24 protein-coding genes are annotated in these 26,648 nt (G+C 70.0%); 7 read left to right on the top strand and 17 right to left on the bottom strand.

The window, feature by feature from the left end; translation table 11 throughout:
* Nucleotides 1-98: 98 nt before the first annotated feature.
* The 8 genes from AB0I66_RS18205 to AB0I66_RS18170 form a co-directional block, all read right to left on the bottom strand.
* Nucleotides 99-488 carry a cytidine deaminase gene (locus AB0I66_RS18205; protein WP_363208869.1) on the bottom strand — a complete coding sequence of 130 codons (390 nt, stop codon included), beginning with the start codon at nucleotides 486-488 and terminating at the stop codon, nucleotides 99-101.
* Complete coding sequence (locus tag AB0I66_RS18200; protein WP_363208868.1) at nucleotides 485-1,747, bottom strand: ABC transporter permease; 1,263 nt, start codon at nucleotides 1,745-1,747, stop codon at nucleotides 485-487. The genes AB0I66_RS18205 and AB0I66_RS18200 overlap by 4 nt, the downstream gene beginning before the upstream one ends.
* Nucleotides 1,744-2,886, bottom strand: coding sequence for an ABC transporter permease (locus tag AB0I66_RS18195; protein WP_363208867.1), 1,143 nt, complete (start codon nucleotides 2,884-2,886; stop codon nucleotides 1,744-1,746). Before AB0I66_RS18195 ends, AB0I66_RS18200 begins: the two co-directional genes overlap by 4 nt.
* Nucleotides 2,883-4,508, bottom strand: a complete 1,626-nt coding sequence (locus AB0I66_RS18190) for an ABC transporter ATP-binding protein (RefSeq protein WP_363209382.1) — start codon at nucleotides 4,506-4,508, stop codon at nucleotides 2,883-2,885. Before AB0I66_RS18190 ends, AB0I66_RS18195 begins: the two co-directional genes overlap by 4 nt.
* Nucleotides 4,509-4,724: 216 nt before the next feature.
* Nucleotides 4,725-5,780, bottom strand: a complete 1,056-nt coding sequence (locus AB0I66_RS18185; RefSeq protein ID WP_363208866.1) for a BMP family ABC transporter substrate-binding protein — start codon at nucleotides 5,778-5,780, stop codon at nucleotides 4,725-4,727.
* A 233-nt stretch (nucleotides 5,781-6,013) separates the two neighbouring features.
* Entirely contained in the window at nucleotides 6,014-7,129 is a 1,116-nt protein-coding gene (locus AB0I66_RS18180) for a BMP family ABC transporter substrate-binding protein (protein WP_363208865.1), read from the bottom strand.
* Between the two features lie 188 nt (nucleotides 7,130-7,317).
* Nucleotides 7,318-8,604: a M20 family metallopeptidase gene (locus AB0I66_RS18175; RefSeq protein WP_363208864.1), complete on the bottom strand. Its 1,287-nt coding sequence runs from the start codon at nucleotides 8,602-8,604 to the stop codon at nucleotides 7,318-7,320.
* A 1,182-nt stretch (nucleotides 8,605-9,786) separates the two neighbouring features.
* Nucleotides 9,787-10,296 (bottom strand): ATP-binding protein, encoded by a 510-nt coding sequence (locus tag AB0I66_RS18170; protein WP_363208863.1) that lies wholly within the window; start codon nucleotides 10,294-10,296, stop codon nucleotides 9,787-9,789.
* 298 nt (nucleotides 10,297-10,594) lie between these two features.
* Here AB0I66_RS18170 and AB0I66_RS18165 point away from each other — a divergent pair, with 298 nt between their 5' ends.
* Together AB0I66_RS18165 and AB0I66_RS18160 are read left to right on the top strand one after the other, a co-directional pair.
* Nucleotides 10,595-11,446, top strand: coding sequence for a helix-turn-helix transcriptional regulator (locus AB0I66_RS18165; protein WP_363208862.1), 852 nt, complete (start codon nucleotides 10,595-10,597; stop codon nucleotides 11,444-11,446).
* A 14-nt stretch (nucleotides 11,447-11,460) separates the two neighbouring features.
* Nucleotides 11,461-11,664 carry a DUF397 domain-containing protein gene (locus AB0I66_RS18160; protein ID WP_363208861.1) on the top strand — a complete coding sequence of 68 codons (204 nt, stop codon included), beginning with the start codon at nucleotides 11,461-11,463 and terminating at the stop codon, nucleotides 11,662-11,664.
* Here AB0I66_RS18160 and AB0I66_RS18155 read toward each other — a convergent pair.
* From AB0I66_RS18155 to AB0I66_RS18140, 4 genes are read right to left on the bottom strand one after another with little or no spacing between them, the layout of a single operon-like run.
* Nucleotides 11,654-12,796, bottom strand: a complete 1,143-nt coding sequence (locus tag AB0I66_RS18155; protein ID WP_363208860.1) for a hypothetical protein — start codon at nucleotides 12,794-12,796, stop codon at nucleotides 11,654-11,656. The genes AB0I66_RS18160 and AB0I66_RS18155 overlap by 11 nt on opposite strands.
* 41 nt (nucleotides 12,797-12,837) lie before the next feature.
* Nucleotides 12,838-13,788 (bottom strand): N-acetylneuraminate synthase family protein, encoded by a 951-nt coding sequence (locus tag AB0I66_RS18150; RefSeq protein ID WP_363208859.1) that lies wholly within the window; start codon nucleotides 13,786-13,788, stop codon nucleotides 12,838-12,840.
* A gap of 14 nt (nucleotides 13,789-13,802) precedes the next feature.
* A complete protein-coding gene (locus tag AB0I66_RS18145) occupies nucleotides 13,803-15,089 on the bottom strand; it encodes an acylneuraminate cytidylyltransferase (RefSeq protein WP_363208858.1) in 1,287 nt (428 codons plus the stop codon).
* A gap of 59 nt (nucleotides 15,090-15,148) precedes the next feature.
* Nucleotides 15,149-16,510, bottom strand: a complete 1,362-nt coding sequence (locus AB0I66_RS18140) for a DUF6716 putative glycosyltransferase (RefSeq protein ID WP_363208857.1) — start codon at nucleotides 16,508-16,510, stop codon at nucleotides 15,149-15,151.
* A gap of 198 nt (nucleotides 16,511-16,708) precedes the next feature.
* Here AB0I66_RS18140 and AB0I66_RS18135 point away from each other — a divergent pair, with 198 nt between their 5' ends.
* From AB0I66_RS18135 to AB0I66_RS18125, 3 genes are read left to right on the top strand one after another with little or no spacing between them, the layout of a single operon-like run.
* The gene (locus AB0I66_RS18135; protein WP_363208856.1) at nucleotides 16,709-17,686 is read left to right on the top strand and encodes a glycosyltransferase family 2 protein; all 978 of its coding nucleotides are present in this window, start codon (nucleotides 16,709-16,711) and stop codon (nucleotides 17,684-17,686) included.
* A complete protein-coding gene (locus AB0I66_RS18130) occupies nucleotides 17,686-19,035 on the top strand; it encodes an alpha-2,8-polysialyltransferase family protein (protein ID WP_363208855.1) in 1,350 nt (449 codons plus the stop codon). The genes AB0I66_RS18135 and AB0I66_RS18130 overlap by 1 nt, the downstream gene beginning before the upstream one ends.
* A complete protein-coding gene (locus tag AB0I66_RS18125) occupies nucleotides 19,032-20,174 on the top strand; it encodes an acyltransferase (RefSeq protein WP_363208854.1) in 1,143 nt (380 codons plus the stop codon). The genes AB0I66_RS18130 and AB0I66_RS18125 overlap by 4 nt, the downstream gene beginning before the upstream one ends.
* Here the strand turns inward: AB0I66_RS18125 and AB0I66_RS18120 are convergent.
* The gene (locus tag AB0I66_RS18120; RefSeq protein ID WP_363208853.1) at nucleotides 20,158-20,331 is read right to left on the bottom strand and encodes a hypothetical protein; all 174 of its coding nucleotides are present in this window, start codon (nucleotides 20,329-20,331) and stop codon (nucleotides 20,158-20,160) included. The two genes, AB0I66_RS18125 and AB0I66_RS18120, sit on opposite strands and share 17 nt — an antisense overlap.
* A 57-nt stretch (nucleotides 20,332-20,388) precedes the next feature.
* On the opposite strand from AB0I66_RS18120, the gene AB0I66_RS18115 reads away from it, so the two are divergent.
* Nucleotides 20,389-20,853, top strand: coding sequence for a MarR family winged helix-turn-helix transcriptional regulator (locus AB0I66_RS18115; protein WP_363208852.1), 465 nt, complete (start codon nucleotides 20,389-20,391; stop codon nucleotides 20,851-20,853).
* 31 nt (nucleotides 20,854-20,884) lie between these two features.
* Here AB0I66_RS18115 and leuE read toward each other — a convergent pair whose 3' ends face one another.
* Both leuE and AB0I66_RS18105 read right to left on the bottom strand, forming a co-directional pair.
* Nucleotides 20,885-21,538, bottom strand: a complete 654-nt coding sequence (gene leuE, locus AB0I66_RS18110; protein ID WP_363208851.1) for a leucine efflux protein LeuE — start codon at nucleotides 21,536-21,538, stop codon at nucleotides 20,885-20,887.
* 107 nt (nucleotides 21,539-21,645) lie between these two features.
* Complete coding sequence (locus tag AB0I66_RS18105; protein WP_363208850.1) at nucleotides 21,646-23,226, bottom strand: methylmalonyl-CoA mutase family protein; 1,581 nt, start codon at nucleotides 23,224-23,226, stop codon at nucleotides 21,646-21,648.
* Nucleotides 23,227-23,392: 166 nt separating this feature from the next.
* Here AB0I66_RS18105 and AB0I66_RS18100 point away from each other — a divergent pair, with 166 nt between their 5' ends.
* Nucleotides 23,393-24,214, top strand: coding sequence for a L,D-transpeptidase family protein (locus tag AB0I66_RS18100; RefSeq protein WP_363208849.1), 822 nt, complete (start codon nucleotides 23,393-23,395; stop codon nucleotides 24,212-24,214).
* A gap of 203 nt (nucleotides 24,215-24,417) precedes the next feature.
* Here AB0I66_RS18100 and AB0I66_RS18095 read toward each other — a convergent pair whose 3' ends face one another.
* Both AB0I66_RS18095 and AB0I66_RS18090 read right to left on the bottom strand, forming a co-directional pair.
* A complete protein-coding gene (locus tag AB0I66_RS18095) occupies nucleotides 24,418-25,482 on the bottom strand; it encodes a hypothetical protein (protein ID WP_363208848.1) in 1,065 nt (354 codons plus the stop codon).
* A complete protein-coding gene (locus AB0I66_RS18090; protein ID WP_363208847.1) occupies nucleotides 25,482-26,147 on the bottom strand; it encodes an RNA polymerase sigma factor in 666 nt (221 codons plus the stop codon). The genes AB0I66_RS18095 and AB0I66_RS18090 overlap by 1 nt, the downstream gene beginning before the upstream one ends.
* Between the last annotated feature and the right edge of the window lie 501 nt (nucleotides 26,148-26,648).

Below are 26,648 nucleotides of genomic sequence, written 5' to 3'. Positions count from 1 at the left end.
TTTGCGCGTAAAACGGTGATCGCGAAACTCTACGCGCATAGAGCCGCGAGATGAAGGCGGCCCCCGCCCGAAGATCTACAACGGGCAGGGGCCGTACGTCAGTTGAGGTGCTGCGGGCCGAACGCGTCCGGCAGCATGTCCTCCAGCGTCCGGATGCCCGCGGCCGTCTCCAGGAGGAGCGTCGGGCCGCCGAACTCGTAGAGCAGCTGGCGGCAGCGGCCGCACGGCATCAGGATCTCGCCCTTGGCGTCGACGCAGGTGAAGTGCGTCAGACGGCCGCCCCCGGTGAGCTGGAGCTGCGAGACCAGGCCGCACTCGGCGCACAGGCCGAGGCCGTACGACGCGTTCTCCACGTTGCAGCCCGACACCGTGCGGCCGTCGTCCACGAGGGCCGCGGCACCGACCGGGAAGCCTGAGTAGGGCGCGTACGCACGGGACATGGCCTCGCGCGCAGCATCCCGCAGCGCGTCCCAGTCGGTCTCGGTCACGTTCCTTGTCCCTTTCGGTAGGGCTGGCCGTCCGCCTTCGGCATGCGCAGCCGCTGGGCGGAGAGCGAGAGCACGAGCAGCGTGACGACGTACGGCGTCGCGGTGACGACCTGGTTGGGAACCTCGTCGGTCAAGCCGTACCACGCGAACATCAGCGCCGAGACGGCCGCGGTGATCGCCGCGGGGATGTAACGCTTGCGCCATACGAGGTACGCCGCGCCGATGACCAGCAGGATCGCGAGCAGCAGGAGCAGTGCGTGCACGTTGGTGCCGCCGCCCCGGAGCTTCAGGCTGTCGGTGTAACCGAACAGGCCGGCACCGAGCGCGAGTCCGCCGGGCATCCAGTTGCCGAAGATCATGGCGGCGAGGCCGATGTAGCCGCGGCCGCCGGTCTGGCCCTCCAGGTAGATGTTCGAGGCGACGAGCGAAAGGAACGCGCCGCCCAGGCCCGCGAGGCCGCCCGAGATGATCACTGCCAGGTACTTGTACTTGTAGACGTTGACGCCGAGGGACTCGGCGGCCACCGGGTTCTCGCCGCAGGAGCGCAGGCGCAGACCGAACGACGTACGCCACAGGACCCACCAGCTCAGCGGCACCATCGCGATGGCGATGACGGTGAGCGGCGACAGGTTCGTGAACAGGCCGCCGAGCAGGCCCGCGATGTCCGAGACGAGGAACCAGTGCTTCTCGTTCAGGTCCTGCAGCCAGTCGGAGAGACCCGGCACGGAGAACTCCCCGAGCGAGTCCACCGGCGGCGACTGCTTCGACGTGCCGCCCTCCTTGCCCTCGAAGGCGAAGGTGGAGAGATAGCGCGTGACGCCCAGGGCGAGGATGTTGATGGCCACACCGGAGACGATGTGGTTGACGTTGAAGGTGACCGTGACGATCGCGTGCAGCAGACCGCCGAGCGCGCCGCCGAGGATGCCGAACAGGATGCCGACCCACGGGCCCCACTGGTAACCGGCGAACGCGCCGAACCAGGTGCCGAGGATGAGCATGCCCTCCAGGCCGATGTTGACCACGCCCGCGCGCTCGGCCCACAGACCGCCGAGGCCCGCGAGGCCGATCGGCACGGCGAGCCGCAGCGCGGTCGACATCTGGCCGGTGGAGGTGATGCCGTTCGCGTCGGTGATCAGCCGGACCACGGACGTCAGGACGAGGACGCCCGCGATCACGAGAAGGAGGACGGGGAGCGATATGCGGCGGCGGCCCGGCGCGGGCTGCTTGGCCGGGGGCTTGGCTACGGTTGCCGAGCTCATCGGGCAGCCACCTCCTTCACGGTGTCGTTGTTGCCGTTCTTGCCGTTCTTGCGGGCTGCGGCGGCCAGTTCCTCGCCGACGCGGCGCTGCTGACGCTTGAGGCCCCAACGGCGTACGGCCTCGTAGGAGACGACGACCGCGATCACGATGAGGCCCTGCATGATCACCGCGATCTCCTTGTCGTACGCGACCGGGGTCGCGTAGTCGAGGGCGGGCGACGCCTTGTCGAGGAAGGCCCAGAGCAGCGAGGCGAAGGCGATGCCCACCGGGCTGTTGCGGCCGAGCAGCGCGATGCCGATGCCGGTGAAGCCGAGGCCCGCGGGGAAGCTGAGGCTGTAGGTGTGGGTGTCGCCGAGCAGGATCGGCATGCCGGCGAGGCCCGCGACCGCGCCGGAGATCAGCATCGCGCTGAGCACCATGCGCTTGGCGTTCACGCCGGAGGCCGCGGCGGCCGACGTGGAGGCGCCGGTGGCGCGCAGGTCGAAGCCGAAGCGGGTGCGGTTGAGGACGACCCAGTACAGGATGCCCGCGAGCGCTGCGATGATCACGAAGCCGTAGATCTCGCCGGACTCACCCATGCTGATGCCGGGGAACCAGCCGGACTCGTGCATCTCGCCGGTGGTCTGGTTGTTGCCGACCGGGACACCGAAGTTCTCGGTGAGGGTCATGTAGCCGATGACGCTCGTCGCGATGGCGTTGAGCATGATCGTCGCGACGACCTCGCTGACCCCGCGGGTGGTCTTCAGGATGCCCGCGATGCCCGCCCAGAAGGCGCCGGTGAGCATGGCGACCAGCATCAGGAGCGGGATCTGGAGCGGGGCGGGGAGCGCGACGTGCGCGCCGACCACGGCGGTGGTCATCGCGGCGAGGCGGTACTGCCCGTCCACACCGATGTTGAACAGGTTCATGCGGAAGCCGACGGCCACCGCGAGCGCCGCCAGGTAGTACATCCCGGCCTGGTTGATGGTCAGGACCTGGACGTCGGAGTAGCTGATCTGCTCCAGCATCAGCGTGTACGGCTCGATCGGGTTCTTGCCCGAGGCGAGCAGCACGACCGAGGTCAGTGCCACGGCCACGACGAGCGCGATGACCGGTCCGGCCACCGCGAGGAGCACGCGCTCCTTGTCGAACTTCTTCATCGGGCCTCGTCCTCCGAAGCGTCGCCAGAGCCCTCTTCGGGCTCTTCTTCTACGTGTTCGAGGTGACCGGAGGCCGCGCCGGTCATGGCCGAGCCGAGCTCCTCCGGCGTGACGGTGGCCGGGTCGGCGTCGGCGACGAGCCGTCCGCGGTAGATCACGCGGAGGGTGTCGGAGAGGCCGATCAGCTCGTCCAGGTCGGCGGAGATCAGGAGTACGGCGAGTCCCTCACGCCGTGCCTCGCGGATCTGGTCCCAGATCTGGGCCTGCGCGCCGACGTCCACACCGCGGGTGGGGTGGGCGGCGATCAGGAAGCGGGGGTTGTGGCTCATCTCGCGGCCGACGATCAGCTTCTGCTGGTTGCCGCCGGAGAGGGACGCGGCCGTGACGTCGATGCCGGGCGTACGGACGTCGTACTGCTCGACGATGCGCCGGGTGTCGGCCTGCGCGCCCTTGGGGTCGAGCCAGAAGCCGCCCTTGCCGCGGGAGTTGGGCTTCTCGGTGACGTGCCCGAGGATGCGGTTCTCCCAGAGCGGCGACTCCAGGAGGAGGCCGTGTCGGTGGCGGTCCTCGGGGATGTAGCCGACGCCCTGCTCGCGGCGGTGGCGCGTGGCGAGGTCGGTGATGTCCTTGCCTGCCATGCGGATGACGCCGGAGTCGGCGTGCTTGAGGCCGATCAGCGCGTCGATCAGCTCGGTCTGGCCGTTGCCCTCCACGCCCGCGAGGCCGAGGACCTCACCCTCGTGGATGGTGAAGGAGATGTCGTCCAGGAGAGCGCGGCCGGACTCGCCGTCGGCGAGCAGCTTGAGCTCCTTGACCTCGATCATCGCGCGGTCGGTGACCGTCGACTCGGCCGTCTCCGGGGTGGGCAGTTCGCTGCCGACCATCAGCTCGGCGAGCTGGCGCGGGGTCGTCTCGGAGGGGATCGCCGTGCCGACCGTCGTGCCGCGCCGGATGACGGTGATGTCGTCGGCGACGGAGAGGACTTCGCCCAGCTTGTGGGAGATGAAGATGACGGACAGGCCCTCGGACTTCAGCTCGCGCAGGTTGTCGAAGAGCGCGTCGACCTCCTGCGGCACGAGGACCGCGGTCGGCTCGTCCAGGATCAGCGTGGTGGCGCCGCGGTAGAGGACCTTGAGGATCTCCACGCGCTGGCGGTCGGCGACGCCGAGGTCCTCGACCATGGCGTCGGGGCGCACTCCGAGGCCGTACCGCTCGGATATCTCGGCGATCTTGCGGCGGGCCGCGCCGCCGATGCCGTGCAGCTTCTCGCTGCCCAGAACGATGTTCTCCAGGACCGTGAGCTGGTCCGCGAGCATGAAGTGCTGGTGGACCATGCCGATGCCGCGCGCGATGGCGTCGGCGGGGCTGGAGAAGGTCACCTGGGTGCCGTCGACGGAGATGGTGCCCTCGTCCGGCTTCTGCATGCCGTAGAGGATCTTCATCAGGGTCGACTTGCCCGCGCCGTTCTCGCCGACGAGGGCGTGCACGGTGCCCTTGCGGACGATCAGGCGGATGTCGTGGTTGGCCACCACGCCCGGGAAGCGCTTGGTGATGCCGGTGAGTTCAACGGCAACGGCCTGGGCGGTGGTCTGGCCCTTGTCGGGACTGGTGGACGCGTCGATGGCGCACTCTCCTCGGGAATCCTCAGGAAAGGGGCCACCTACGCGCGTAGCGCCCCTGGTTCGACGGGAGTTGGGCAGTGGGCCGCGCGAACGGGGCGCGGGGGAAACCATCGTCCCCCACACCCCGTTCCGCGACCATCACGCTGGTGTTACGGCTGTGGCGACCGATGTCGAGGCGGTCGCCGCGCTGTCGTCACGCCATGGTGACGTCAGCCGTTACGGCGTGGCCTTGACCTTGATCTTGCCGCTGATGATGTCCTCTTCGGCCTTCTTCAGCGCAGCCTGGAGGCCGGCGTTCTTCTTGAACTCGGGGTTCGAGTCGGCGAGCGCGACGCCACCGGACTTGAGGTCGGCGCGGACGACGCCACCCTCGGCGTTGTCGTCGGCGACGGACTTCGCCAGGTTGTAGACCGACCCGGCGACGTCCTTCGTCGCGGAGGTCAGGATGTACTTCTTGTACTTGGCGAGCGCGTCCTGCTTGTACTGGTCGGAGTCGACGCCGATCGCCCAGACCTTCTTGGCGGCGGCGGCCTCGATGACGCCCTGACCGGAGAGACCGGCGGCGTGGTAGACCACGTCGGCGCCGTCCTCGATCTGGCCCTGGGCGGCGGTCTTGCCCTTGTCGGGGCTGGTGAAGCCGCCGTCCTCGGCCTTCTCCGTCAGGTACTGCTTGACGACCTTGACCTTGGGGTTCGTGTCCTTGACGCCCTGCGTGAAGCCCGCCTCGAACTTGTGGATCAGCGGGACGTCCACGCCGCCGACGAAGCCGACGGTCTTGCTCTTGGTCGTCTTGGCGGCGGTGACGCCCGCGAGGTACGAGGCCTCCTGCTCGCTGAAGACCAGGTCGGCGACGTTGTCGGCCTTGACCGTCTCGTCGTCGACGATGCCGAAGGTGACCTTCGGGTACTTGGCGGAGACTTCCTTGACCGCGGGGGCGTAGGCGTAGCCGACACCGATCACCGGGTTGTAGCCCTGCTTGGCCAGCTGGGTGAGGCGCTGGGCCTTGTCGGCGTCGGACTCGCCGTCGTTCGGCTCGACGGCCTTCTTGCCGATCTTCAGGTCCTTGGCGGCCTTGTCCATGCCGGCGGTCGCGGCGTCGTTGAAGGACTGGTCGCCCTTGCCGCCGACGTCGTACGCGATGGCTACGCCCTTGCTCTTGCCGTCGCTCTTGGAGCCTGCGGCGTCGCTGGACGTGCCGCCGCAAGCGGTGGCGGAGACGGCGAGTGCGGCGGTGGCTACACCCGCTGCGGCGATTCGGGAAACCCGGCGCATAGAGAGGAACTCCTTATGTACAAGCAAGCACAAGCACGTACGAGCGCCTCACCTGGCGCTGATTTCGCCGCAGCGTAACGCGCGTAGACCTGACATAAGAACCCTTCTGTCCCGTCCGTTATCGAGCTGTGGCCGCGAGGTTGCGGGAGCATGTACGCGCTGTGGGGCGCCCCTCACGCAAGGACTCACGCAAGGGGCGCCCCACCTGTCACCGCCGGATGACGACGGACCGGCTACGGAGTGGTCTTGACCGTGACCTTTCCGTCGACGATGTCCTTCTCGGCCTTCTCCACGGCGGCGACCACGTCCTTCATCGCCGTGTACTTCGGGTTGCTGTCGGCGAACCCGACGCGACCCGACTTCAGGTCGTAGCGCTGCTCGCCCGTGATGGGCTTGCCCTCGACGACCGACTTCGTCAGGTCGTACACCGCCCCGCCGACGTCCTTGAGGGCGGAGCCGAGGATGTAGTCCTTGTACTTGGCCAGGGCCTTCTGCTTGTACTGGTCGGAGTCGACGCCGATCGCCCACACCTTCTGCGAGCCGGCCTCCTGGATCACGCCCTGCCCGGAGAGCCCCGCCGCGTGGTAGAGCACGTCCGCGCCCGACTCGATCTGACCGCTGGCCGCGTTCTCGCCCTTGTCGGGGCTGCTGAAGCCGCCGTCCTCGGGCTTCTCGGTCAGGTACTGCTTCTCGATCTTGACCTTGGGGTTCGTGTCCTTCACGCCCTGCACGAAGCCGGCCTCGAACTTGTGGATGAGCGGGATGTCCACGCCGCCGATGAACCCGACGTGATCGGCCTTGGTGGCCTTGGCCGCCGCGACGCCCGCCAGATACGACCCCTGCTCCTCGTGGAAGACGAGGTCGGCGACGTTGTCGGCCTTGACGGTGTTGTCGTCGATGATCCCGAAGGTGGTCTTCGGGAACTTCGCGGCGACCTCCTTGATCGCGGGCGCGTAGATGTACCCCACCCCGACGACCGGGTTGTAGCCCTGCTTCGCCAGCTGCTCGATCCGCTGCACCTTGTCGGCGCTGGACTCGCCGTCGCCCGGCTCCATGTCCACGCCGCCGATCTTGAAGTCCTTGCGGGCCTTCGCGTATCCGGCGTAGGCGGCGTCGTTGAAGGACTGGTCGCCCTGACCGCCGATGTCGTACGCGAGGCCGATGCCCTTGTCGACGTACTTCGACGAACCGCCGGACTTGTCGTCCTTTCCGTCCTCCTCCGACGCCTCGCTGCTGGTCTTGCCGCACGCTGAGGCCGCGAGGGCGAGGGACGCCACTGTCACGGCCACTTGGGAGAGCCTGGACACCCGGGCTCCCCGGGTTCCACAAGATCCTCGACGAAGACGCATAGGACGCACCCCTTACGTTCCCCAAAGCACCCTTGAAGGGCCTGATTTCGGCGCACAGTAACGCGCGTAGAAAGGGAGGGGAACGGGGTTTCGCACTGCCGTTACCTATTCGTGCCGAGGGCCGGTTACGTCCGGATGAACGGGTCCGCCATAACCGGCCGAGGGCAGTGCTCGCCCGCCGGGCTTGTCTACCGCGCGCCGTCGAGCAGCGCGGCGGCGGTGAACAGCTCGACGCCCACCGTGATCGCCGACTCGTCCGCGTCGAAGTCGCCCTGGTGGAGGTCGCGTACGGTGCGCTCGCCGGGCGTACGGACGCCGAGGCGGGCCATGGCGCCCGGCACATGCTCCAGGTACCAGGAGAAGTCCTCGCCGCCCAGGCTCTGTTCGGTGTCCTCGACGGAGTGCGGGCCGAGGCGAAGCCGCATGGCCTCGCTCAACAGATCGGTCACGTCCGGGTCGTTGACCACGGGCGGAACACCGCGGATGTAATTGACCTCGGACTTGGCGCGGTACAGGTCGGCGATCTCCTGGATCGCGCCGTGCACCAGGTCGGGCGCCTTCCGCCAGGCGGCCAGGTCCAGGCAGCGGACGGTGCCGGAGAGTTCGGCGTGCTGCGGGATGACGTTGCAGGCGTGCCCGGACTCGATGCGGCCCCAGGTCACCGCGAGCCCCGAACGGGCGTCGATGCGCCGGGCGACGAGCGCGGGAACCTCGGTGACGACCTTGGCGGCGGCAGTGACGAGGTCGGTGGTGAGGTGGGGGCGCGCGGTGTGCCCCCCGGCCCCGTCGAGCGAGACTTCGAGCCGATCACACGCGGAGGTGATGGCACCATGTCGCAGCCCGATCTTCCCGGCGTCGACGCGGGGATCACAGTGCACGCCGATGATGCGTCCCACCCCTTCGAGCACCCCCGACTCGATGGCGTCGGGCGCCCCGCCGGGCAGCACTTCCTCCGCCGGCTGGAAGATCAGCCGCACGGGCTGCGGCAGTTGCCCTTGCTTCGCGAGCTCGGCGAGGACGAGGCCCGCCCCGAGCACCACCGTGGTGTGCACGTCATGACCGCAGGCGTGGGCGCGGTCGGGCACGGTGGAGCGGTACGGGACGCCGAGCTTGGTGTCGGGGATGGGCAGCGCGTCGATGTCGGCACGCAGGGCGAGCATGGGGCGGACGCCGCCGCCACGCTGCTCCTCGTCCCCCACCCCGATGTCACAGACGAGTCCCGTGCCGATGGCGAGTACGCGGGGTTCGAGCCCCGCGCGCTCCAGCCGGGCCTTGAGCGCCGCGGTGGTGCGGAACTCCTGGTTTCCGAGCTCGGGGTGCATGTGCAAGTCGCGGCGAAAGTCGATGAGTTCAGCGCGGAGGTCTTGCGGGAGCGCACCGGGGAGTACGGCTTCCCCGGAAGCTTCCCCGGGGGCGTCCCCCGCTGCTTCCCCGGGCAGATCGGCCCCGGACCCTCGCTCGGACTCTTGCGACATCAGTTGGTTCACCCTCTGAAGGGTAGGGCGGCGCAGGGTCCAACTGACCCACGATCAACAAAAGTTCAGCCCGATAGGGTAAGAAAAAGTGGCCGGGTGGCGCATGGCCGCTAGTTGAGCTGGGTAGGATCTGGGGCTTCTCGGTGTGGGGCGAGGGGTGACTTCGGTGGGCCGGGGGCTTCGATGGGTACCGGGGCCATCCGGTGTCCCGAGGTTGGCGGTTCCGGGCCGGGAGTCAAGGGCGCTCCTGCGTCGCGTCGGCTACGCCGATTCCGCTGCGCTCCACCCTTGACACCCGTCCCTCCACCGCGCGAGGGAAGACGACCGGACGGCCCCAGGGGCGGGACTCTCGGGGACTCCCGTGGGTGGGGGCGGCGTGCGTGCCGGGTGCGGACCAGTCCGTCGCAGGGCACCCGGCGGCGGACGGGGTGCGCGGCCACTCCGGGGTGACTCCAGCTCTCGTCAAGCGGCTGCGGACCGGATCGTCGGGAGTGACCGACACGGATAGGGACACGCGGGCCGCTCCCGAGGCGAGTGAGGGCCTCATCAAGCAGGCGCAGACGTGCGGACTGGTTCGTCTGGGGTGGCCGCCACGCGCTGGGGGGTGCGGCACCTAATTCGCAGAAGGCGCGTTAGCCATCCCGCGCGCCCCCTGACTGCCAGAACACAACTTTCCCAAAGTAGGTCCCGGCCCAGGCGCCGAAGCCATCACCGGCCCCATCCCCTCAGGCCCTCCCCATGCGCCTGGGGGGCCGCTTGCAAAGAACTCCCACGCATCGCGCCCCCAAACCCCCTCCTCGCGGGACTTTCCTGCAATCCGCTGCAATCCGCCGTATCCATAGCGCGCTTCGGCCCCATTCCACGTAGCGTCCACCCCCTACGAACCGATCCGCACCCGCTTGACGAGACCCTCATCCATCCCCGGAGCGGCCGCGCACTTCGCCCACCCCGGGTGCGCTGCGACGAACTGGTCCGCACTCGGCACGCACACCCCAAGAAGGTGCCGGCCCTGGTCGAGAGTCCCGCCCCTGGGCCGTCCGGTCGTCTTCCCTCGCGCGGTGGAGGGACGGGTGTCAAGGGTGGAGCGCAGCGGAATCGGCGCAGCCGACGCGACGCAGGAGCGCCCTTGACTCCCGGCCCGCAACCGCCAACCTCGCGACACCGGATGGCCCCGGCGCCCATTCACCCGCCGGTGCAGCGCAGCCCCCGTGGTGCCGCGTAGCGGCATTCGACCCACAGCACCTTCCCCCGCTGGCCGGACAAGTCATCGCCCAGAGGGAATCCGCCCCACGCCGTGGCCCACTCCGCCACCAGGCGCAGCCCCCGGCCGCTCTCCGCTCCCGGGGACATGGGCCGCAAGCCCGTCGGCGGCCTGTCGAAAAGGGGCGGGACGTGCGGGTTCGTATCCCATACGCCGACCCGTACGCCACGCCCCTCGCGCCCTCCGGGCAGCCCCCGGAGGCGTAGAGCAGCGGGGCCTCTCGTGTGCCGGTAGGCGTTCGTCACCAGCTCTGAGGTGAGGAGTTCAGCGGGGTCCGTCAGCTCACCCAAGCCGTATCCGGACAACACCGCCCGCAGCGTGTGTCGTGCGATGCGGGGGGCTCGGGGGTCGTGCGGCAAGTGGAGGGCGTACGACCAGTCCTCGGGTGCGGCTGGATGGGGTGTGGGGGGAGCTAGCGTGACGGTGACCATGCGTGCCTCCGTGCGTTGTGCGGTACGCCGTGCGCGGTGCGCCGTGCGCGGTGCGCGGTGCGCGGTATGCGTGGACGGACTCGATCGGCCTCGGAAGCCTCGCCTCGGCGGTGGCAGTGCCGCGCGCCCTTGCGGGACGCGCGGTGCGCTTCCGCCTTGCGGGGCAAGGCCGTTGGAGCGAACACGCCTCACGGTAGGCCCAGCGATGGCCTATATTCCATCGCTAGATGGAAAGGGAGGCCATAGCCACTCGTGTGAGTGACCCGGTCGCCCCGCGTTCCGCCGTGAAGGGAGATTGATGCCGTCCAGCAAGACACCCACGCTGCGCCAGCAGCGGCTCGGCTCGGAGCTGCGAAAACTGCGTGACCGCGCCGGGCTCTCCACCGTCCAGGCCGCGGCCCTGCTCGGCGTCAACCAGTCACGCATCAGCAATATCGAGGCCGGCCGGTACGCCGTCGGTGCCGACCGTGTCCGCGCCATGGCCCGCAACTATGCCTGCACGGACGAGGCTTTTATCAACGCCCTCGCCGAGATGACGGGCGGCCGCACCCGTGGTTGGTGGGAGGAGTACGTGGGGCAGCTCCCGAACGCCCTGCTCGACCTCGCCGAGTTGGAGCACCACGCCGCCGCACTCCGCGTGGCCCAGGCTCTGCACATTCCCGGGCTGTTGCAAACACCCCAGCACGCTCGCGCGCTTTTCGGCGATGCGGTACCGCCCCTGCTCCCCCATGAGATCGAGCACCGGGTCTCGTACCGGATCAAGCGCCAAGCGGTGCTGTACGGGGACGCACCGCTTCGCTACACCGCCCTCATACATGAGGCCGCACTCCGCATGTGCGTCGGAGGCTCGGCTGTGGCCACGGAACAGCTCTCGCACCTCGTGGAGATGAGCGGCCTAGCCCACGTAAGCATCCTGGTCATCCCCTTCGGGCGGGGCGCATTTCCGGGATCGGGGCAAGGCATCGATTACGCGAGCGGCTCCGTCGCCCAACTCGACACCGTGCAGATGGATACTGAACACGGGAGCGAATTCATCGATGCGGCAGCGCAGTTGGACCGCTACGCGACTGTTCTGGACCGGCTCGAAAAGCTCGCCCTGACCGCCGAAGAGTCACGCGACCTCATCCAGCGCACCGCCCGACAAGCCTGAAGGACCACTCCCTCATGCCCGTTGAACCGACCGCCGCCTGGCAGAAGTCCTCGTACAGCTCCGAGGCATCCTCCTGCATCTACATAGCCCCCGGCCCCACCCCCACCATCCACCTCCGCGAGAGCGACACCCCGCAGGAGATCCTCACCACCGCCCGGCCCCAGCTCGCCGCACTCATCGCGGTGATCAAGGCAGGCTCCCCCGGCGTCACGCCGTAGCCGCGACCCCCTGTGTCGGTGCGGCAAGCGAGGCCAGACGGTGTACGTCCCTTGCCGTTCCCGTGACGCCTGACAAGAAGCCCTGGGCTCTCGGTGAGGCGTTTTCCGTGAGCCAGGCCGGGTCGATGTCGCAGACCGCGACGCGGACCTCCGTGCCCGCCAGGGCCAGGGGGAGGGTGTGGACCACCGTTGAGGGGAAGCTGAGGATCGTTCGGCCGATCGGGCCCCGTCGTGCGATCAGTTCCAACGGCAGGTCCGGGCGGACCACCTGGAGGCCCGTTTCCACCGCCAGGCGGTGGAGCTTCTCGGAGCTTTCGCGGCGGTGGGCGAAATAGCGTGTCGCGCCGTGGGCCGCGGACAGGGTGCGGACCGCTTCCAGGTAGCGGTCCGGGTCCACCACGCCCGTCTCCACGAGCGACGTGCCCACCAGGTCCGCGCCCTTCGACACCCGCGGCGGACCGAAGCGGTCCCGCGTCCAGGCGAAGGTGTTGGCCGTGACGACGACACCGTCCGGCGCCGACTCGATCGGCATGGACGAGAAGACCTCCACCGTCCGCTTGCCGCCGGGCGTCAGGCGGCGGCGGGCGGAGGACGAGACCGGGGCGAAGGCCAGGTCCCGCATGCCGGGGCGGCCGCCGCGCCGGTGCCAGCGCACCAGGCGCTCGCCGGCCGCCAGTTGGGAGATGAACTCCATCGTGGCCGTGCCGTCGTCCACGACCACCAGCGAGCGGGCCCGCGTGATCGTCAGGAGCAGTTGCACGTAGCGCGAGAACGGGTCGCCGATCACGATGCGGTCCGCCGCCCGCAGCGCGCCCGTCAGGCCGCCGATCGTCTGGAAGGGAGCAGCCGCGCCGCCGCGCGCCTCCTCCCAGCGGACGTTCAGGCCCTCGTCGCGGGCCAGCTGGGCCATGCGGCGCAGCTGGCCGCGGGTCATGGGGTCGTTCGGGGAGAGGACGACGACGGTGAGCCCTCCGGCCGGGCGGGCCGGGCCGATCCCCCCGCCGGCCGGGCCGAGCGCCCCCGCCGAATGCGCCCACTCAAGGACGTTCAGGAGCTGCACAGGGCTCTCTACGAACGCCAGGGTGGTGGGCGCCGCAGCGGTGGGGGCCGTCGGCCCGGTTCGGGGGCTCATCGTCGTATGACCGTGTCCTGTCCTGGTGGGTGGTCTCGCGCTCAGACCGCGACCGGCTCGCGGTCCGCCGCCTCGGCCGCGTCGGCCTCGGCGACGACGCCCGTGACGCGGCGGAGCTTCTTCATCGGGCCGAGCTCCGACTCGTAGACCTTCTTGACGCCGTCACCGAGGGAGGCCTCGATGGTGCGGATGTCGCGGACCAGGCGGGTCAGGCCCTGCGGCTCGACGGAGGCGGCCTGGTCCGAGCCCCACATGGCGCGGTCGAGGGTGATGTGGCGCTCGACGAAGGTGGCGCCGAGGGCGACCGCGGCGAGCGTGGTCTGCAGGCCCGTCTCGTGGCCGGAGTAGCCGATCGGGACGTTGGGGTACTCGGCCTGGAGGGTGTTGATGACGCGGAGGTTGAGCTCCTCGGCCTGCGCCGGGTACGTCGACGTGGCGTGGCACATCAGGATGTTGTCCGAGCCGAGGACCTCGACCGCGTGGCGGATCTGCTTCGGGGTCGACATGCCCGTGGACAGGATGACCGTGCGGCCCGTGGCGCGCAGGGCGCGCAGCAGCTCGTCGTCCGTCAAAGAAGCGGACGCGACCTTGTGGGCCGGGAGGTCGAACTTCTCCAGGAAGGCGACGGCCTCGGTGTCCCACGGCGATGCGAACCAGTCGATGCCGCGCTTGGCGCAGTGGTCGCTGATCGCGCGGTACTCGGACTCGCCGAACTCCACGCGGTGGCGGTAGTCGATGTACGTCATCCGGCCCCAGGGGGTGTCGCGCTCGATGTCCCACTGGTCGCGCGGGGTGCAGATCTCCGGGGTGCGCTTCTGGAACTTGACCGCGTCGCAGCCGGCGTCGGCGGCCACGTCGATCAGGGCGAGGGCGTTGTCAAGCTCGCCGTTGTGGTTGATGCCGATCTCGCCGGTGATGTAGACGGGCTGACCGGGTCCGGCCGTCTTCGAACCGAAGCTGCGCAGACGGGAGTTGGAGATCGTAGAGCTCATGGCAGGAACGTTCCTTACTTGTTGAGGGAGGGGCCGAGAATCCATGCGGCGATCTCTCGGATCGCGCCGTCACCGCCGGGGAGAGCGGTGACCGCACGTGCGGCGCCGCGCACGACGTCGTGGGCGCTCGCGACCGCCACGGGCCAGCCGACAAGGCCGAAGCACGGGAGATCATTGACGTCGTTGCCGACGTAGAGCACGCGCTCGGGAGCGATGCCCTGCTCCTCGCACCACTGCTTGAGTGCGAGGTCCTTGCGGTCGATGCCGTGCAGGACGGGAAGCCGCAGCTTCCGGGCCCGCGCGGCGACGACCGGGTTCTGTTCCGTGGACAGGATCAGCAGCGGGATGCCCGCGTCACGCAGGGCGGCGATGCCGAGGCCGTCCCCGCGGTGCACGGAGACGAACTCCCGTCCTTCGGAGTCGATCAGCACCCTGTCGTCCGTCTGGGTGCCGTCGAAGTCGAGTACGACCGCGTCGATGTCGTCGCGGGTCGGAAGGGCGTCGGCCCGGCCGGAGTCGAAGAGCGGCGCGAGCGCCCTGGCGCGGGCCAGGTCGTGCGGGTCGTCGATCTCCAGGACGCGGGCCGGGTCCGTGCGGACCAGTTCGGTACGCCCGAAGAAGCGGTGCTTGTGCTCGCGGAAGCCGGCCACGTCCATGGCGTAGACCGCGCCGGTCTCCAGGAGGTCCTGGGGGCGGTCCTGGCGGCGCGGGCGGAAGGACTTGTCGTGGTTGATGCCGTAGCCGCCGTCGGTGGCCGTGGAGCTCGCCACCTTCGTGGTGCCGCCCACCTCGCCGGTGCGGCGCGCGTCCAGGGCCTTGGGCTCGTCGTCGGCATCCCGCCAGACGAAGCCGTGGAAGGGCGCCACGGTCAGCGCGGTGTCCGCGCCGCCGTCGACGATCGAGCCGACCACGCCGTCGACGTCCTCACGGACGATGAAGGGGCTGGTGCACTGCACGAGCAGGACGACGTCCACGGAGGTGCCGTGCAGCGCCTCGTGGGCGTCCATGGCGTGCAGGACCGCGGCCTCGCTGGTCGCGGTGTCCCCCGCGATCGCCGCGGGCCGCAGGACCACCTCGGCGCCGGCCGAGCGCGCGGCCTCGGCGATCACGTGGTCGTCCGTGGAGACGACGACGTCCGTGACGAGCCGCGCTGCCAGGCACTCGCGGATGGCGCGCGCCACCAGGGGCACGCCGCCGACCGGGGCGAGGTTCTTGGCGGGCACGCCCTTGGAGCCGCCGCGGGCCGGGATGACGGCCAGGACGCGGCGTACGGGGGTTCCCGCTGGGTGGGGGTGGGACATGGGGGCTCCTTGGGGGCCGGGGAGAGGGCCTTGAGCAGGACGGAGGCCTTGCGGGGGGATCACAGCTCGCCCATCCGCCGGATGACGGGGGCCACGCGCTGCACCCCGTGCCGGTAGGCGCCGCGTGCCGCGCTGCGGACGGCCTGGCGCACGGGGCCGGGCTCGCGGTCCGCGGCGGGCGCGCCGGGCAGTGGGGCGCCGTCCGGGCCGAGGTGGTGGCGGGCCAGGATGCCGGGGAGGTATCCGGGAGCGGTGGTGAGGCTGTAGTACGGGGCGATCGCGGGCAGCGAGGGCCTGGCCAGCAGCGAAGCGACACGCTCACGTGCCGCGTCGAACGCCGTGGCGTACGTCCCGTCGGGCGCGACGCCCTGCCGTGCGACCCAATCCGGAGCAGCCTCGGGGCTGTGCCCGGCGTCGATCTCGTCCCAGGACGCCAGGCATCCGGAGCCGATGAAGTGGTGGTTGCCGAGCGCCTCGCGCACCCCGAGGTCGGTGAGGACCGCGGTGGGGATGCGGCGGTGCAGGGATTCGAGCGCGGCGGTGGAGCTGACCGTGACGAGCAGGTCGGTGCGGTCCAGGACCTCGCCCATGTTCCCGTACACGAGACGGCAGTTGGGCGGCAGGTCCTCGCCCTTGGCGAGCTTCTGGTAGGGCAGTTCCTCGATGTGCGTGGTGTGTTCGCCGGGCTTGCTGCGCAGCTTGATCAGGACCTCGCGGTCCGGGTGGAGCCGTGCGTGCTGGACCATGCGGCGCAGCAGGTACGTGCGGTGTGCGCGGCTGTCCGGCACAGAGGGCTGCGCGGCGAAGACGACCGTGTACGGGTCGTGCTGCCGGCCCCCGTCGAGATACGCGGCGCCGCCGAGGAACGGCAGAGCGCTCTCCACGACGCCCGACGCGTCGGCGCCAACTCCCTCGTACACGGCGCGGAAACGTTCCGCGTCCTGCCGGGAGTTGGCGAGGACGACGTCCGCGCCGTGGCGGAGGAGCAGACCGTCGGCGAGCTTCTCGTAGACGACGCCGACATAGCCGGTGACGACCACGGGGCGCCGCTTCCCGGACCCCGCCGACACCGCCACCCGGGCGAGCCCGTGCAGCACCGCCTGGACCGCGCCGCCCACGAGGGCGAGCACGATCACGTCGGGCGCGTCGCGCTCCACCTCGCGCAGGAATTCGACGGCGGTGACCTCGCGGAGGGAGTCCGCGCGCACCCCGACCTCTTCGAGCTGACGGACGGTGGGCGTGGCCCGGCCTCTCAGGAGGCGTCCGTCGAGGCGCATGTCCGCTGCCTCACCCGAATCCGCTCCCTCGCCGGTGGGGCGGTTCGCGATGAGGCGGCTCGCGGTGAGCGCACCCCATTTCCACCGGGTGTCGGAGTCGGCGAGCACGGTGATCCGTGTCGTCCCGCTGTTGCTTGCTGGCACAGCCAAGACGCTAGGAAGGCATTCCGATTGGCGGCCCAACTCAGGTGCAACAAACGGTTAACAGCACGCCGACGAATGGCGAATCGGCCCGGGAAATCACCGGTCAGCAGGCGGGTTAACCATTCCGCCATGCGTCGTTCACCTGGCATCTCACCTTCGGCCAAGACGAATGCCGGGCCGACACCTAACGTCACCCACGTGGTTAAGCTCTCCGTCATCGTGCCGTTCTACAACGTGCAGCAATACGCGCCCGACACCTTGAGGAGTCTGCGGGCGAACGCACGCGAAGACTTCGAATTCATTCTCGTCGACGACTGTTCGAAGGACGAGACTCCAGAGATCCTGGAGCGTGCCGCGCGCGAGCTGCCCGGTGCCGTCCATCTCCGACATGAGACGAACGGCGGTCTGGCGACCGCCCGCAACACGGGCCTTGACGCGGCGCGCGGCGAGTACCTCACCTTCCTTGACGGTGACGACTGGCTCGCCCCTGGTTATTACGCACGACTAGTCGCCGCCATCGAGCAGTTGGGCTGCGACTTCGTGCGTACCGACCATGTGCAGTGCACCGCTCGGGCCCGCTCCGTCCACCGTGTCCCGCACGGCAGACGCGGTGTCGTCATGCCGCCGCGGGACGTCATCCTGCCCGCCGACCGGTCGACGTCCGTCGACTACGCGTACGCCTGGGCGGGCATCTACCACCGGCGCCTGGCCGACCAGGGCCTGCTGCACTTCACGGACGGTCTGCGCACCGCGGAGGACCGGCCGTGGATCTGGCGGCTGCACCGCGAGGCGGAATCCTTCGCCGCGGTGGGTCTGCTCGGCGTGTTCTACCGGCGCGGGGTCGCCTCGTCACTGACACAGATCGGCGACGTACGACAGCTCGATTTCATTCGGGCATTCGACCAGGTGGTCCGTGAAACAGCGGCGGACCGGGACGCGGACAAACTCCTGCCGAAGGCAGTCCGTACTTACTGCGCGATCATTTCCCACCATCTGGGATCCATCGAAAGGTTCGAGCCACAAGTGGCGCGGAAATTGAAGTCACTGAGTGCGGCCGCCCTGAAGCGGATGCCGCAGGGCGTTCTCGACGACGCCCTCGACTCCATGGACATACAGCGGGCGACCCGCCTGCGCCGCCTTCGCCGGCGCCCGGTGTCGGCGGAGGTGGCCGCGTAATGGCGACGACGCAGATCTTCCTCGCGTCCACGCTGTACGGCACCGCCACGCTGGCCGCCGCGATCGACGCCGACCGCTTCGGCCCCGCCGACCGGCGGATCCTCCTGGTCAGCAACAACGCGGCGACGCCGGAGACGACCCCCGCCGTGGACGAGATGCCGGGATTCGACCGCCTGCGGGACCGGTTCGACGACGTACGGTCCTGGAACGAGGCCATCTCCCCCTTCCACCCGGGCGGTTGGGCTCCCCGCGCCGACGACATCCCGATGTGGGAGCGGTACATCCGGCTCCTGTGGGACCTCGGTGACGACGACATCGAGCTGGCCGTCGAGTCGATCCAGGTCAACCCGGCCCTGGCCCTGACGCAGATCTTCACGGGCGCGCCCGTGGACGTCTACGCGGACGGCCTGATGAGCTACGGCCCGACCCGCAACAAGATCGACCCGCTGGTCGGCACGCGCGTGCGCCGCCTCCTCCACCTGGACCTGGTGCCGGGCCTGACCCCGCTGCTCCTGACCGAGTTCGACGTCGAGCCGGAGATCGTGCCGACCGAGGCGTTCGTGAAGGTGCTCGACCGCCTCGCCGTCGGTGAGGACGAGGTGCCGGACCTGCACGAACCCGCCCTGCTCCTGGGCCAGTACCTCTCCGCCCTCGGCATCCTGACCGCCGAGGAAGAGGAGGAACTGCACGTACGCATGGTGCGCGGCGCCGCCGAACTCGGCCACACGCGCGTGGTGTTCAAGCCGCACCCGACGGCCCCGGCCCGCTGGTCGCGCATCCTTGAGAGGGAGGCGGAGGCGATCGGCGTGGAGCTGACCGTCCTGGACTCGCCGGTCCTCGCCGAGGTCCTGTACCAGCGGATGCGTCCCGCGCTCGTCATCGGCTGCTTCTCGACCGCGCTGCTCACCGCCTCCGCGCTGTACGGCCTGCCGGTCGCCCGCACCGGCACGGAGACCCTTCTGGAGCGGCTCGCGCCCTACCAGAACAGCAACCGCGTCCCGGTCACCATCGTGGACGCGCTGATCCCGGACCTCGCCGACAAGGGTGCCGTCACCGGGCGGCAGCCCGGCATGCCGGTCGCCGACCTGGGCGAGCTGCTCGTCGCCGTGGGCTTCGCCATGCAGCCGCAGATCTACCCGCGCCGCCGCCAGGCCGCCGAGCGGTATCTCTCGACGCACCTGACCCCGCACACGTGGCGCTACTTCAAGCGGCGCCGCCTCACGGCCCTCGCCCTGCCCGGAGCGCTGCCCACGCAGCTCTCGTTCATCCCGCGCAACGCGGCCGTACGCCGGGTCGCGCGCCGCGCCCGCTCGGTCCAGCGCTCCATCAAGCGGACCGCACTCGGATGACCTCTCCCACCACCACGCTCCCGAAGGAATCCCCGGGGGCGGACGCTCTCGCGCTCAGGATCACGACCCCCGCCGTCCGGCGCGCCCGCCCCCGCCTCAGGGCCCTGGACGGTCTGCGGCTCATCGCGGCCCTGATGGTCGCCGCCTATCACTACGGCGGACGTGACGGCGAGATCAGCGAGGCCTGGGGCAGCTCACCGCAGCTTCAGTTCCCCACGGCGCACGGCTGGTTCGCGTACGGCTGCCTCGGCGTGCAGATCTTCTTCGTGATCAGCGGCTTCGTGATCTGCATGAGCGGCTGGGGGCGTCCGCTGCGCGCGTTCTTCGCCTCACGCGCCTCGCGTCTGCTGCCCTCGTACTGGGCCGCGATCATCCTGGTGACGGCGGTCTTCGCGCTGCCTGTCGTGACGTACAAGGCGGTCTCGCCGAGCGACGCCCTGGTGAACCTGACCATGCTGCAGCAACCGCTGGGCGTGGACCGGGTGCTCGGGGTCTGCTGGACGCTCTGGGCCGAGCTGCGTTTCTACGCGCTGTTCGCGCTCTTCGTCGTCATGCCGGGCGCGAACCGGGCCCGCGTCATCCTGTTCTGCGCCGTGTGGACCCTGGCGGCGGTCATCGCGGAGGGTGTGGACGAGCCGCTGCTCGATCTCGTCCTCATGCCCGAGTACGCGCCCTTCTTCATCGGCGGCATCGGCATCTACCTCGTCCACCGGGACCGCAAGGACCTGACGGCGTGGGGCATCGTGGCGGTGAGCTGGCTGATCGGCCAGCACTACGCGGTGGACCGGCTCTGGCACGCGCCGAACCCGGACTTCTTCTCCTACCGCACGTCCTTCGGCATCATCGCGGTCGTGACGGCGGGCTTCGCGGCCGTCCTCCTCATCGCGCTCGGCGCCCTGCACCGGGTCGACTGGAAGTGGCTGACGGTGGCCGGCGCCCTGACGTACCCGTTCTACCTGGTGCACGAGCACCTGGGCTGGGTGACGGTGGCCGCGCTGCACCGGGGGCTCGGGCTCCCCTCGTACGCGACGCTCGCTCTGACCGTCGCGGCGATGCTGCTGCTCGCGTGGCTCCTGAACCGTTTCGTGGAGGAGCGGCTCACGCCGCTGATCCGCAACGGGCTCATGACCCGGAAGTGACGTCCCCCGTGGCGCCCGTGTCCGCCGCGGTGTCGGCAGAGCCGCCCGCCGACACCGCGCGGGCCACGTCCATGGCCTCGTCCATGACGGCCCCGGCTTCCCCGATGGCGTCCACCAGCTCCTGGACCAGCCGCTCCAGCGTCTCGCCTTCATCCATGGGGGCAAGAGTACGGACAGTTGACCTCAATCAAACTTGAGGTTCTACCTTCTGGGCATGGACACTTTCACGTACTCCCACAGCGACGAAGACCTCATCAACCAGCCCATCGGCTACTGGGCATCGGCCACGGGCGACGCCGTCGTCCACCACATCCGGACCATGCTGGCCGAGGCCGGGCTCACCCAGCCGCAGTGGTGGATCCTGAACCAGCTGCTCACGAGCGATGCCCGCGAGCGTGCGGAAGTCGTGGGAATCCTGCGCGGTTACCTCGACGTCGGCGACGGCAAGCTGGACCACGACATCGACGCCCTGCGCGACCGCGGTCTCCTGGCCGAGGAGGCCGACGGCCGCATCCGCATCACCGACGAGGGCCGCGCCGTCCGGGAAAGCGCCGCCGTGCGCCAGCAGAAGCTGCGCGCGGAGATCCACGCGGGCATCCCGGAGGAGGAGTACATCCGCACCCTCAAGGTCCTCCAGCGCATGATCCACAACGTGGGAGGGGCGGCCTGGCACCACTGAGCACCGCTCAGCGGTGGCCGGCTCTCAGCACTCACCCACTGGCGAGCGACAGCTTCGCCGCGAAACCGAGGAACAGCGCGCCCGCCGCCGAAGTGGCTCCCGCCGAGAGCCGCTTGCGGCGGCGGAAGGCGGCCGACAGCCTGGTGCCGCTGAATATCAGGGCGGTCAGATAGAGGACGCTCGCCAGCTGGGCGAGGGCGCCGAGCACGAGGAAGGACAGCGCGGGATAGGCGTAGCCCGGGTCGACGAACTGAACGAAGAAGGCGATGAAGAAGAGGATGGCCTTCGGATTCAGCAGGCTGATCACCAGGGCCCTGCGGAACGGCCGCTCGGCGGCGCCTTCCTGGGTCTCGGCGCCCGTCTCGGTCACCGGCTGCCGCCGTTCGCGCCACAGCCCCCAGGCAGCCCGCAGCATCCCGATCGCGAGCCAGGTCAGATAGCCGGCACCGGCGTACTTCACGATCCCGAACAGCAGCGCGTTGGCCTGCAGCAGGGAAGCCACACCGGCCGCTGACAGCGTCATCAGGACGGTGTCACCGCACCAGACGCCCGCGGCGGCGGTATAGCCGGTGCGTACGCCGCGGCGCGCGGCGACGGACAGCACGTACAGCGAGTTCGGCCCCGGCAGCAGAATGATCAGGGCGAGGCCCGCGAGATAGGTCGGAAGATCGGTGACACCCAGCATGGGGCGGAGTGTCGCACGCGCGTACGACATGAGGGATCAGGTGTCCGCACATCGGACACCGCGCTGCTTGTGACGTCAGTCAGACGACGGGCGGACGGGGGCGTGCGTCAGAAGACGTCCGACGGCTCGTACGCCCCCCACACCTCTCGCAGCGCGTCGCACACCTCGCCCACCGTCGCCCGCGCCCGCAGCGCGTCCTTCATCGGGTGGAGGACGTTGGCCTCCCCCTTGGCCGCCTCCTGGAGCGACGAGAGCGCCGCGTCCACCGCCGCCTGGTCGCGTTCCGACCGCAGCTTGGCGAGACGGGCCGCCTGCTGGGCCTCGATGGCGGGGTCGACGCGGAGGGGTTCGTAGGGCTCCTCGGCGTCCAGCTGGAAACGGTTGACGCCGACCACGACGCGCTCGCCGGAGTCGGTCTCCTGGGCGACGCGGTAGGCGCTGCGCTCGATCTCGCCCTTCTGGAAGCCGTTCTCGATGGCGGCCACCGCGCCGCCCATGTCCTCGACGCGCTCCATGAGTCCGAGCGCGGCGGCCTCGACGTCGTCCGTCATCTTCTCGACGACGTACGACCCGGCGAACGGGTCGACCGTGGCGGTCACGTCCGTCTCGTACGCCAAGACCTGCTGGGTGCGCAGGGCCAGGCGCGCGCTCTTGTCGGTCGGAAGCGCGATCGCCTCGTCGAAGGAGTTCGTGTGCAGGGACTGGGTGCCGCCGAGGACCGCGCCCAGGCCCTGGACCGCGACCCGGACCAGGTTCACCTCCGGCTGCTGGGCGGTGAGCTGGACCCCGGCCGTCTGCGTGTGGAACCGCAGCATCAGCGACTTGGGGTTCTTCGCGCCGAACTCCTCGCGCATCACGCGGGCCCAGATGCGGCGCGCGGCACGGAACTTGGCGACCTCCTCCAGGAGCGTCGTACGCGCCACGAAGAAGAAGGACAGGCGGGGGGCGAAATCGTCCACGTCCATGCCCGCGGCGACCGCCGTACGGACGTACTCGATCCCGTCGGCGAGGGTGAAGGCGATCTCCTGCGCGGGCGTCGCGCCCGCCTCGGCCATGTGATAGCCGGAGATGGAGATGGTGTTCCAGCGCGGGATCTCGGCCCGGCAGTACTTGAAGATGTCCGCGACCAGACGCAGCGACGGCTTGGGCGGGAAGATGTACGTGCCGCGGGCGATGTACTCCTTCAGGATGTCGTTCTGGATCGTGCCGGTCAGGGCGCCCGCGTCGACTCCCTGTTCCTCGGCGACCAGTTGGTACATCAGGAGCAGCAGGGCGGCCGGGGCGTTGATCGTCATCGAGGTCGAGACCTTGTCCAGCGGAATGCCGCCGAACAGGATGCGCATGTCGTCGATCGAGTCGATCGCGACACCCACCTTGCCGACCTCGCCCGAGGCGATCGGGGCGTCCGAGTCGTGGCCCATCTGCGTCGGCAGGTCGAAGGCGACCGACAGGCCCGTCGTGCCGTTCTCGATGAGCTGCTTGTAGCGGGCGTTCGACTCGACGGCCGTACCGAAGCCGGCGTACTGGCGCATCGTCCAGGGGCGGCCCGTATACATCGACGGGTAGACGCCACGCGTGTAGGGATACGCGCCCGGGGCGCCCAGCTTCACCTCGGGATCCCAGCCGTCGAGGGCCTCGGGGCCGTACACGGGCTCGACGGGCAGTCCGGACTCCGACTCACGCGTCATCGCTCTGTGCCTCCTGGCAGAGATCCTTCGTTACTTCTCCGGTATAGCGGTCATCCACCAGCATGCGGCAACGTGCAGGAGTGGTCACTCGCTGGGAACACTCTCGGTGAGTCTGTCGATCGGTGGAGCGATGGCGGGGGTCATTGTGCGCAAAGGTGCGATAGCCGTGGGAGCCGTGATGACGGTCGCCCTGGTGGCCGGCTGCAAGGCGCAGGCCGTCGACTCGGACGGTAAGGCGCAGCCGATCCGGATCTCTCCCACGAAGACGGACGCGGGCGGCGGCGGACAGGACAAGACGTCCGAGAAGCCGGGAACGGAGCGGGCCCCGACCCCGAAACCGCCCCCGAAGGCGCCGCCGAAGACCCTGCTCGCCCCGGGACAGCGCGGTGACCAGGTGCGGGAACTGCAGGCCAGGCTCCGCGAGGTCGAGTGGCTCTACGAGGACCCCTCGGGCACGTACGGCGATGCCACGACCACCGCGGTCAAGGGATTCCAGGAGAAGCGCGGGCTGCCCGCCACGGGCACGACCGACACCGTCACCTGGCAGCGGCTGCTCGGCATGACGCACGAGCCGACGAAGTACGAGCTCTACTCCGGGGGCGGCATCCCGCCCTCGAAGCCCGCCAAGGCATGCCTGACCGGTCGCGTCCTGTGCATCAGCAAGGAGAGCCGCACGCTGACCTGGATGATCGACGGCAAGACGGTCTCCACGATGGACGTGCGCTTCGGCTCGCAGGGCACGCCCACCCGCGAGGGCACCTTCACCGTCTACTGGAAGTCCCGCCACCACGTCTCGACGCTGTACGACTCGTCCATGCCGTACGCGTTGTTCTTCAGCGGCGGCCAGGCAGTGCACTACTCGACGGACTTCGCGGCGACGGGGTACACCGGCGCTTCGCACGGCTGTGTGAACGTACGGGACGAGCAGAAGATCGCGAGCCTGTACGCGCAGGTGAGGAAGGGCGACAAGGTCGTCGTCTACAAGTGACCGACCGGCGTCTGCGTCTTCAGGTGATTAATCAGCGTGGGCGGGATCGGGGGAACGTCTCCCGCCCACGCTGGTGGCACTGAGCCAAAGGTACGGGGGGAACCCCTGGCTCGTGCGCGGGCCGATGACCAGTCGGCTCACTTCTTACTGCGTCACTGCCTCAAAAAACGTCACACCCACGCTGACCTCGTTCTTTGAGCAGCTCAGGAGCCGGGCAGCACGGGCTGTGCGCTGTAGGAGGCGGTGGGGGTCGGCGTCGGCCGCGGGACGGGGGGCCCGACGACCGGCGGGACGGGCTTGCTGCCGCCGTTGCCCCAGTGGTCGTTGCCGCCGCCCGATCCGTCGCCGTCGCTGTTGTCGCCGTCGCCGCCCTTGTCGCCGTCGTCGTCACCGCCACCGCCACCGCTGCCGCCGCTGCCGCCGCCGTTGTGCTCGCGGTCGCTGCCCGATCCGTCCAGGACGCGACCGCAGAACTCGGTCACCCGCTGGGATCCCTTGGCCGCCTCCTCCAGGCGGCGCCTCTTCTCGCCCTGGAGTTCTCCGCTGCGGTAGTCGCGGCAGGCGGAGACCACCTTGCGGTACCAGTCCTTCGCCTCGTCCTGGCGCTGCGGGTCGCCGGAGCCGGGCTGCTTGGTGCCCGCCGTGCCGCCCTTGGACGCGCCCGCGGAATCCTCGGTCGCCCGCGGCGGGGCGCTGCTGCCGGGCTCGCGCGTGGGGTCATCGGGGGTGGTCGTCACGTCGTCGGGCTCGATGTCCGGGGTGCTGCTCGCCCCCTTCGACGGGGACGCGAGCGGCTCGGGCGAGGCGACGGAGGACGCGGAGGCCCCGGGGCCCGGCTGGTCCCGGTCGCCGAACGGCGAGGGCAGCACGCCCGTACCGGCCGCGACGGCGACCCCGCCGATCATGCAGCCGGCGAGCACGGCGGCGAGGCCGTAGCGCAGGGGGCGGGCCCAGCGGGCGGGGGGCGGCGGCGGCGCGGCCGAGCGGCCGATATGTACGGTTTCGCCCGCTCCCACGCGCGTAGAAGCCGCCCGGGGGCCACGGGCCTCCCGGAACGCCGCGAGCGCGGCGGCCTCACCGGGGAGCTCGGCGGAGACGTCGGCGGGTACGACGGAGCCCGCGCGGTCGTCCGGCGCGAGCGCGGCCAGGGCCTTGGCCAGCCGTGCGGCCTGTTCCTTGGTGTGAGGGTCGGTGCCGTCGATGGACTCACCGCTCAGCAAACGCTCCGCCGCGTCGCGGTCCAGCCACCTGTAGTCCTCGTCGGCCATCACATGTCCTTCTGCGCCCGCGAACGCGAATGCGTCACACCGGCGGATGTCACCGCGCGCCCGCGCCGCTCCCTCTGAGGGGGTACGGCGTCCAGCGCGCCCTCGCTCGACGGGCCCTCGGCGCCGAGCAGTTCGGCGAGCCGCTTCAGGCCGCGGTGGGCGGCGGTGCGGACCGCGCCGGGGCGCTTGCCGAGGGTCTGGGCGGCGCTCTTGGCGTCGAGGCCGACGACGACCCGGAGCACGACCGCTTCCGCCTGGTCCTGCGGGAGCTGGGCTATCAGGGCGAGGGCGTCGCCGGTGGCGAGGGACTCCATCGCCTCGTCGGCGGTGTCCGCCTCACCGGGCTTTCCGGTCAGCTCGGTCTCGTCGCCGCCTATCGCCGGGCGGCGGCCCCGCATGCGTATGTGGTCGAGGGCACGGTTGCGCGCTATGCGTGCGGCCCAGCCGCGGAACCGGTCCGCGTCGCCGCTGAACCGGTCGATGTCACGGGCTATCTGCAGCCAGGCCTCGGACGCGACGTCCTCGGCGTCCGGGTCTCCGACCAGCGTCCGTACGTAGCCGAGCAGCCGCGGGTGCACGGCGCGGTACACAGTCCGGAACGCGGTCTCGTCCCCGTCCTGCGCCGCAAGCACCGCGGCGGTCAGTTCCGCGTCGTCCCCCAGCACAACTTCTCCCTATGCGCCTACACCGGCGGCGGTCCTGCCCCCGCAGCCTGGCGCGAAGCAGCACGCTACGGGCTGAAGTGGGCTCACGTCCATGTTTGGTACAACGTGCAACTAGCGCGTGACAGTACGCGGTGTGACAGAAAACGCACGCGCGGCGCTGAAGGAAGTACGGGCCGCGTGCGGTCCGTCCGCGTGACGGCCGGGGTCTCTCCTGTGGGGGGTGGCGACCCCGGCCGTTCACCTTGGCGGAGCCCCAGAGGGGCGCCCCTTCAGGGGCGCGGGGAACTGCGCGACAAGCCCTCACGCACGTGCAGACAAACACGGCGGGCACGAGGCCCCTTCAGGGGCGCGGGGAACTGCGCGACAAGCCCTCACGCACGTGCAGACAAACACGGCGGGCACGAGGCCCCTTCAGGGGCGCGGGGAACTGCGCGCTCAGCCCCCACGCACGTGCAGGCGAAAGATCACGCGAGCCCCCCTCCCCCCGCCCCCCTCAACCGC

Source organism: Streptomyces sp. NPDC050439, assembly GCF_040655335.1.
In the GTDB taxonomy this organism is placed as follows: domain Bacteria; phylum Actinomycetota; class Actinomycetes; order Streptomycetales; family Streptomycetaceae; genus Streptomyces.
The sequence above is the reverse complement of the archived record's forward strand: the minus strand, read 5'-3'. Positions and strand labels throughout refer to the sequence as shown.

Excerpts from the sequence above, each read along its gene's own strand:
- AB0I66_RS18180 (WP_363208865.1), bottom strand. The coding sequence starts at position 7,129 with ATGCGTCTTCGTCGAGGATCTTGTGGAACCCGGGGAGCCCGGGTGTCC.
- AB0I66_RS18160 (WP_363208861.1), top strand. The coding sequence starts at position 11,461 with ATGCCCGTTGAACCGACCGCCGCCTGGCAGAAGTCCTCGTACAGCTCC.
- AB0I66_RS18125 (WP_363208854.1), top strand. The coding sequence starts at position 19,032 with ATGACCTCTCCCACCACCACGCTCCCGAAGGAATCCCCGGGGGCGGAC.
- AB0I66_RS18095 (WP_363208848.1), bottom strand. The coding sequence starts at position 25,482 with ATGGCCGACGAGGACTACAGGTGGCTGGACCGCGACGCGGCGGAGCGT.
- AB0I66_RS18200 (WP_363208868.1), bottom strand. The coding sequence starts at position 1,747 with ATGAGCTCGGCAACCGTAGCCAAGCCCCCGGCCAAGCAGCCCGCGCCG.
- leuE (WP_363208851.1), bottom strand. The coding sequence starts at position 21,538 with ATGCTGGGTGTCACCGATCTTCCGACCTATCTCGCGGGCCTCGCCCTG.
- AB0I66_RS18115 (WP_363208852.1), top strand. The coding sequence starts at position 20,389 with ATGGACACTTTCACGTACTCCCACAGCGACGAAGACCTCATCAACCAG.
- AB0I66_RS18105 (WP_363208850.1), bottom strand. The coding sequence starts at position 23,226 with ATGACGCGTGAGTCGGAGTCCGGACTGCCCGTCGAGCCCGTGTACGGC.
- AB0I66_RS18150 (WP_363208859.1), bottom strand. The coding sequence starts at position 13,788 with ATGAGCTCTACGATCTCCAACTCCCGTCTGCGCAGCTTCGGTTCGAAG.
- AB0I66_RS18195 (WP_363208867.1), bottom strand. The coding sequence starts at position 2,886 with ATGAAGAAGTTCGACAAGGAGCGCGTGCTCCTCGCGGTGGCCGGACCG.
- AB0I66_RS18185 (WP_363208866.1), bottom strand. The coding sequence starts at position 5,780 with ATGCGCCGGGTTTCCCGAATCGCCGCAGCGGGTGTAGCCACCGCCGCA.
- AB0I66_RS18175 (WP_363208864.1), bottom strand. The coding sequence starts at position 8,604 with ATGTCGCAAGAGTCCGAGCGAGGGTCCGGGGCCGATCTGCCCGGGGAA.
- AB0I66_RS18145 (WP_363208858.1), bottom strand. The coding sequence starts at position 15,089 with ATGTCCCACCCCCACCCAGCGGGAACCCCCGTACGCCGCGTCCTGGCC.
- AB0I66_RS18165 (WP_363208862.1), top strand. The coding sequence starts at position 10,595 with ATGCCGTCCAGCAAGACACCCACGCTGCGCCAGCAGCGGCTCGGCTCG.
- AB0I66_RS18155 (WP_363208860.1), bottom strand. The coding sequence starts at position 12,796 with ATGAGCCCCCGAACCGGGCCGACGGCCCCCACCGCTGCGGCGCCCACC.
- AB0I66_RS18120 (WP_363208853.1), bottom strand. The coding sequence starts at position 20,331 with ATGGATGAAGGCGAGACGCTGGAGCGGCTGGTCCAGGAGCTGGTGGAC.
- AB0I66_RS18130 (WP_363208855.1), top strand. The coding sequence starts at position 17,686 with ATGGCGACGACGCAGATCTTCCTCGCGTCCACGCTGTACGGCACCGCC.
- AB0I66_RS18170 (WP_363208863.1), bottom strand. The coding sequence starts at position 10,296 with ATGGTCACCGTCACGCTAGCTCCCCCCACACCCCATCCAGCCGCACCC.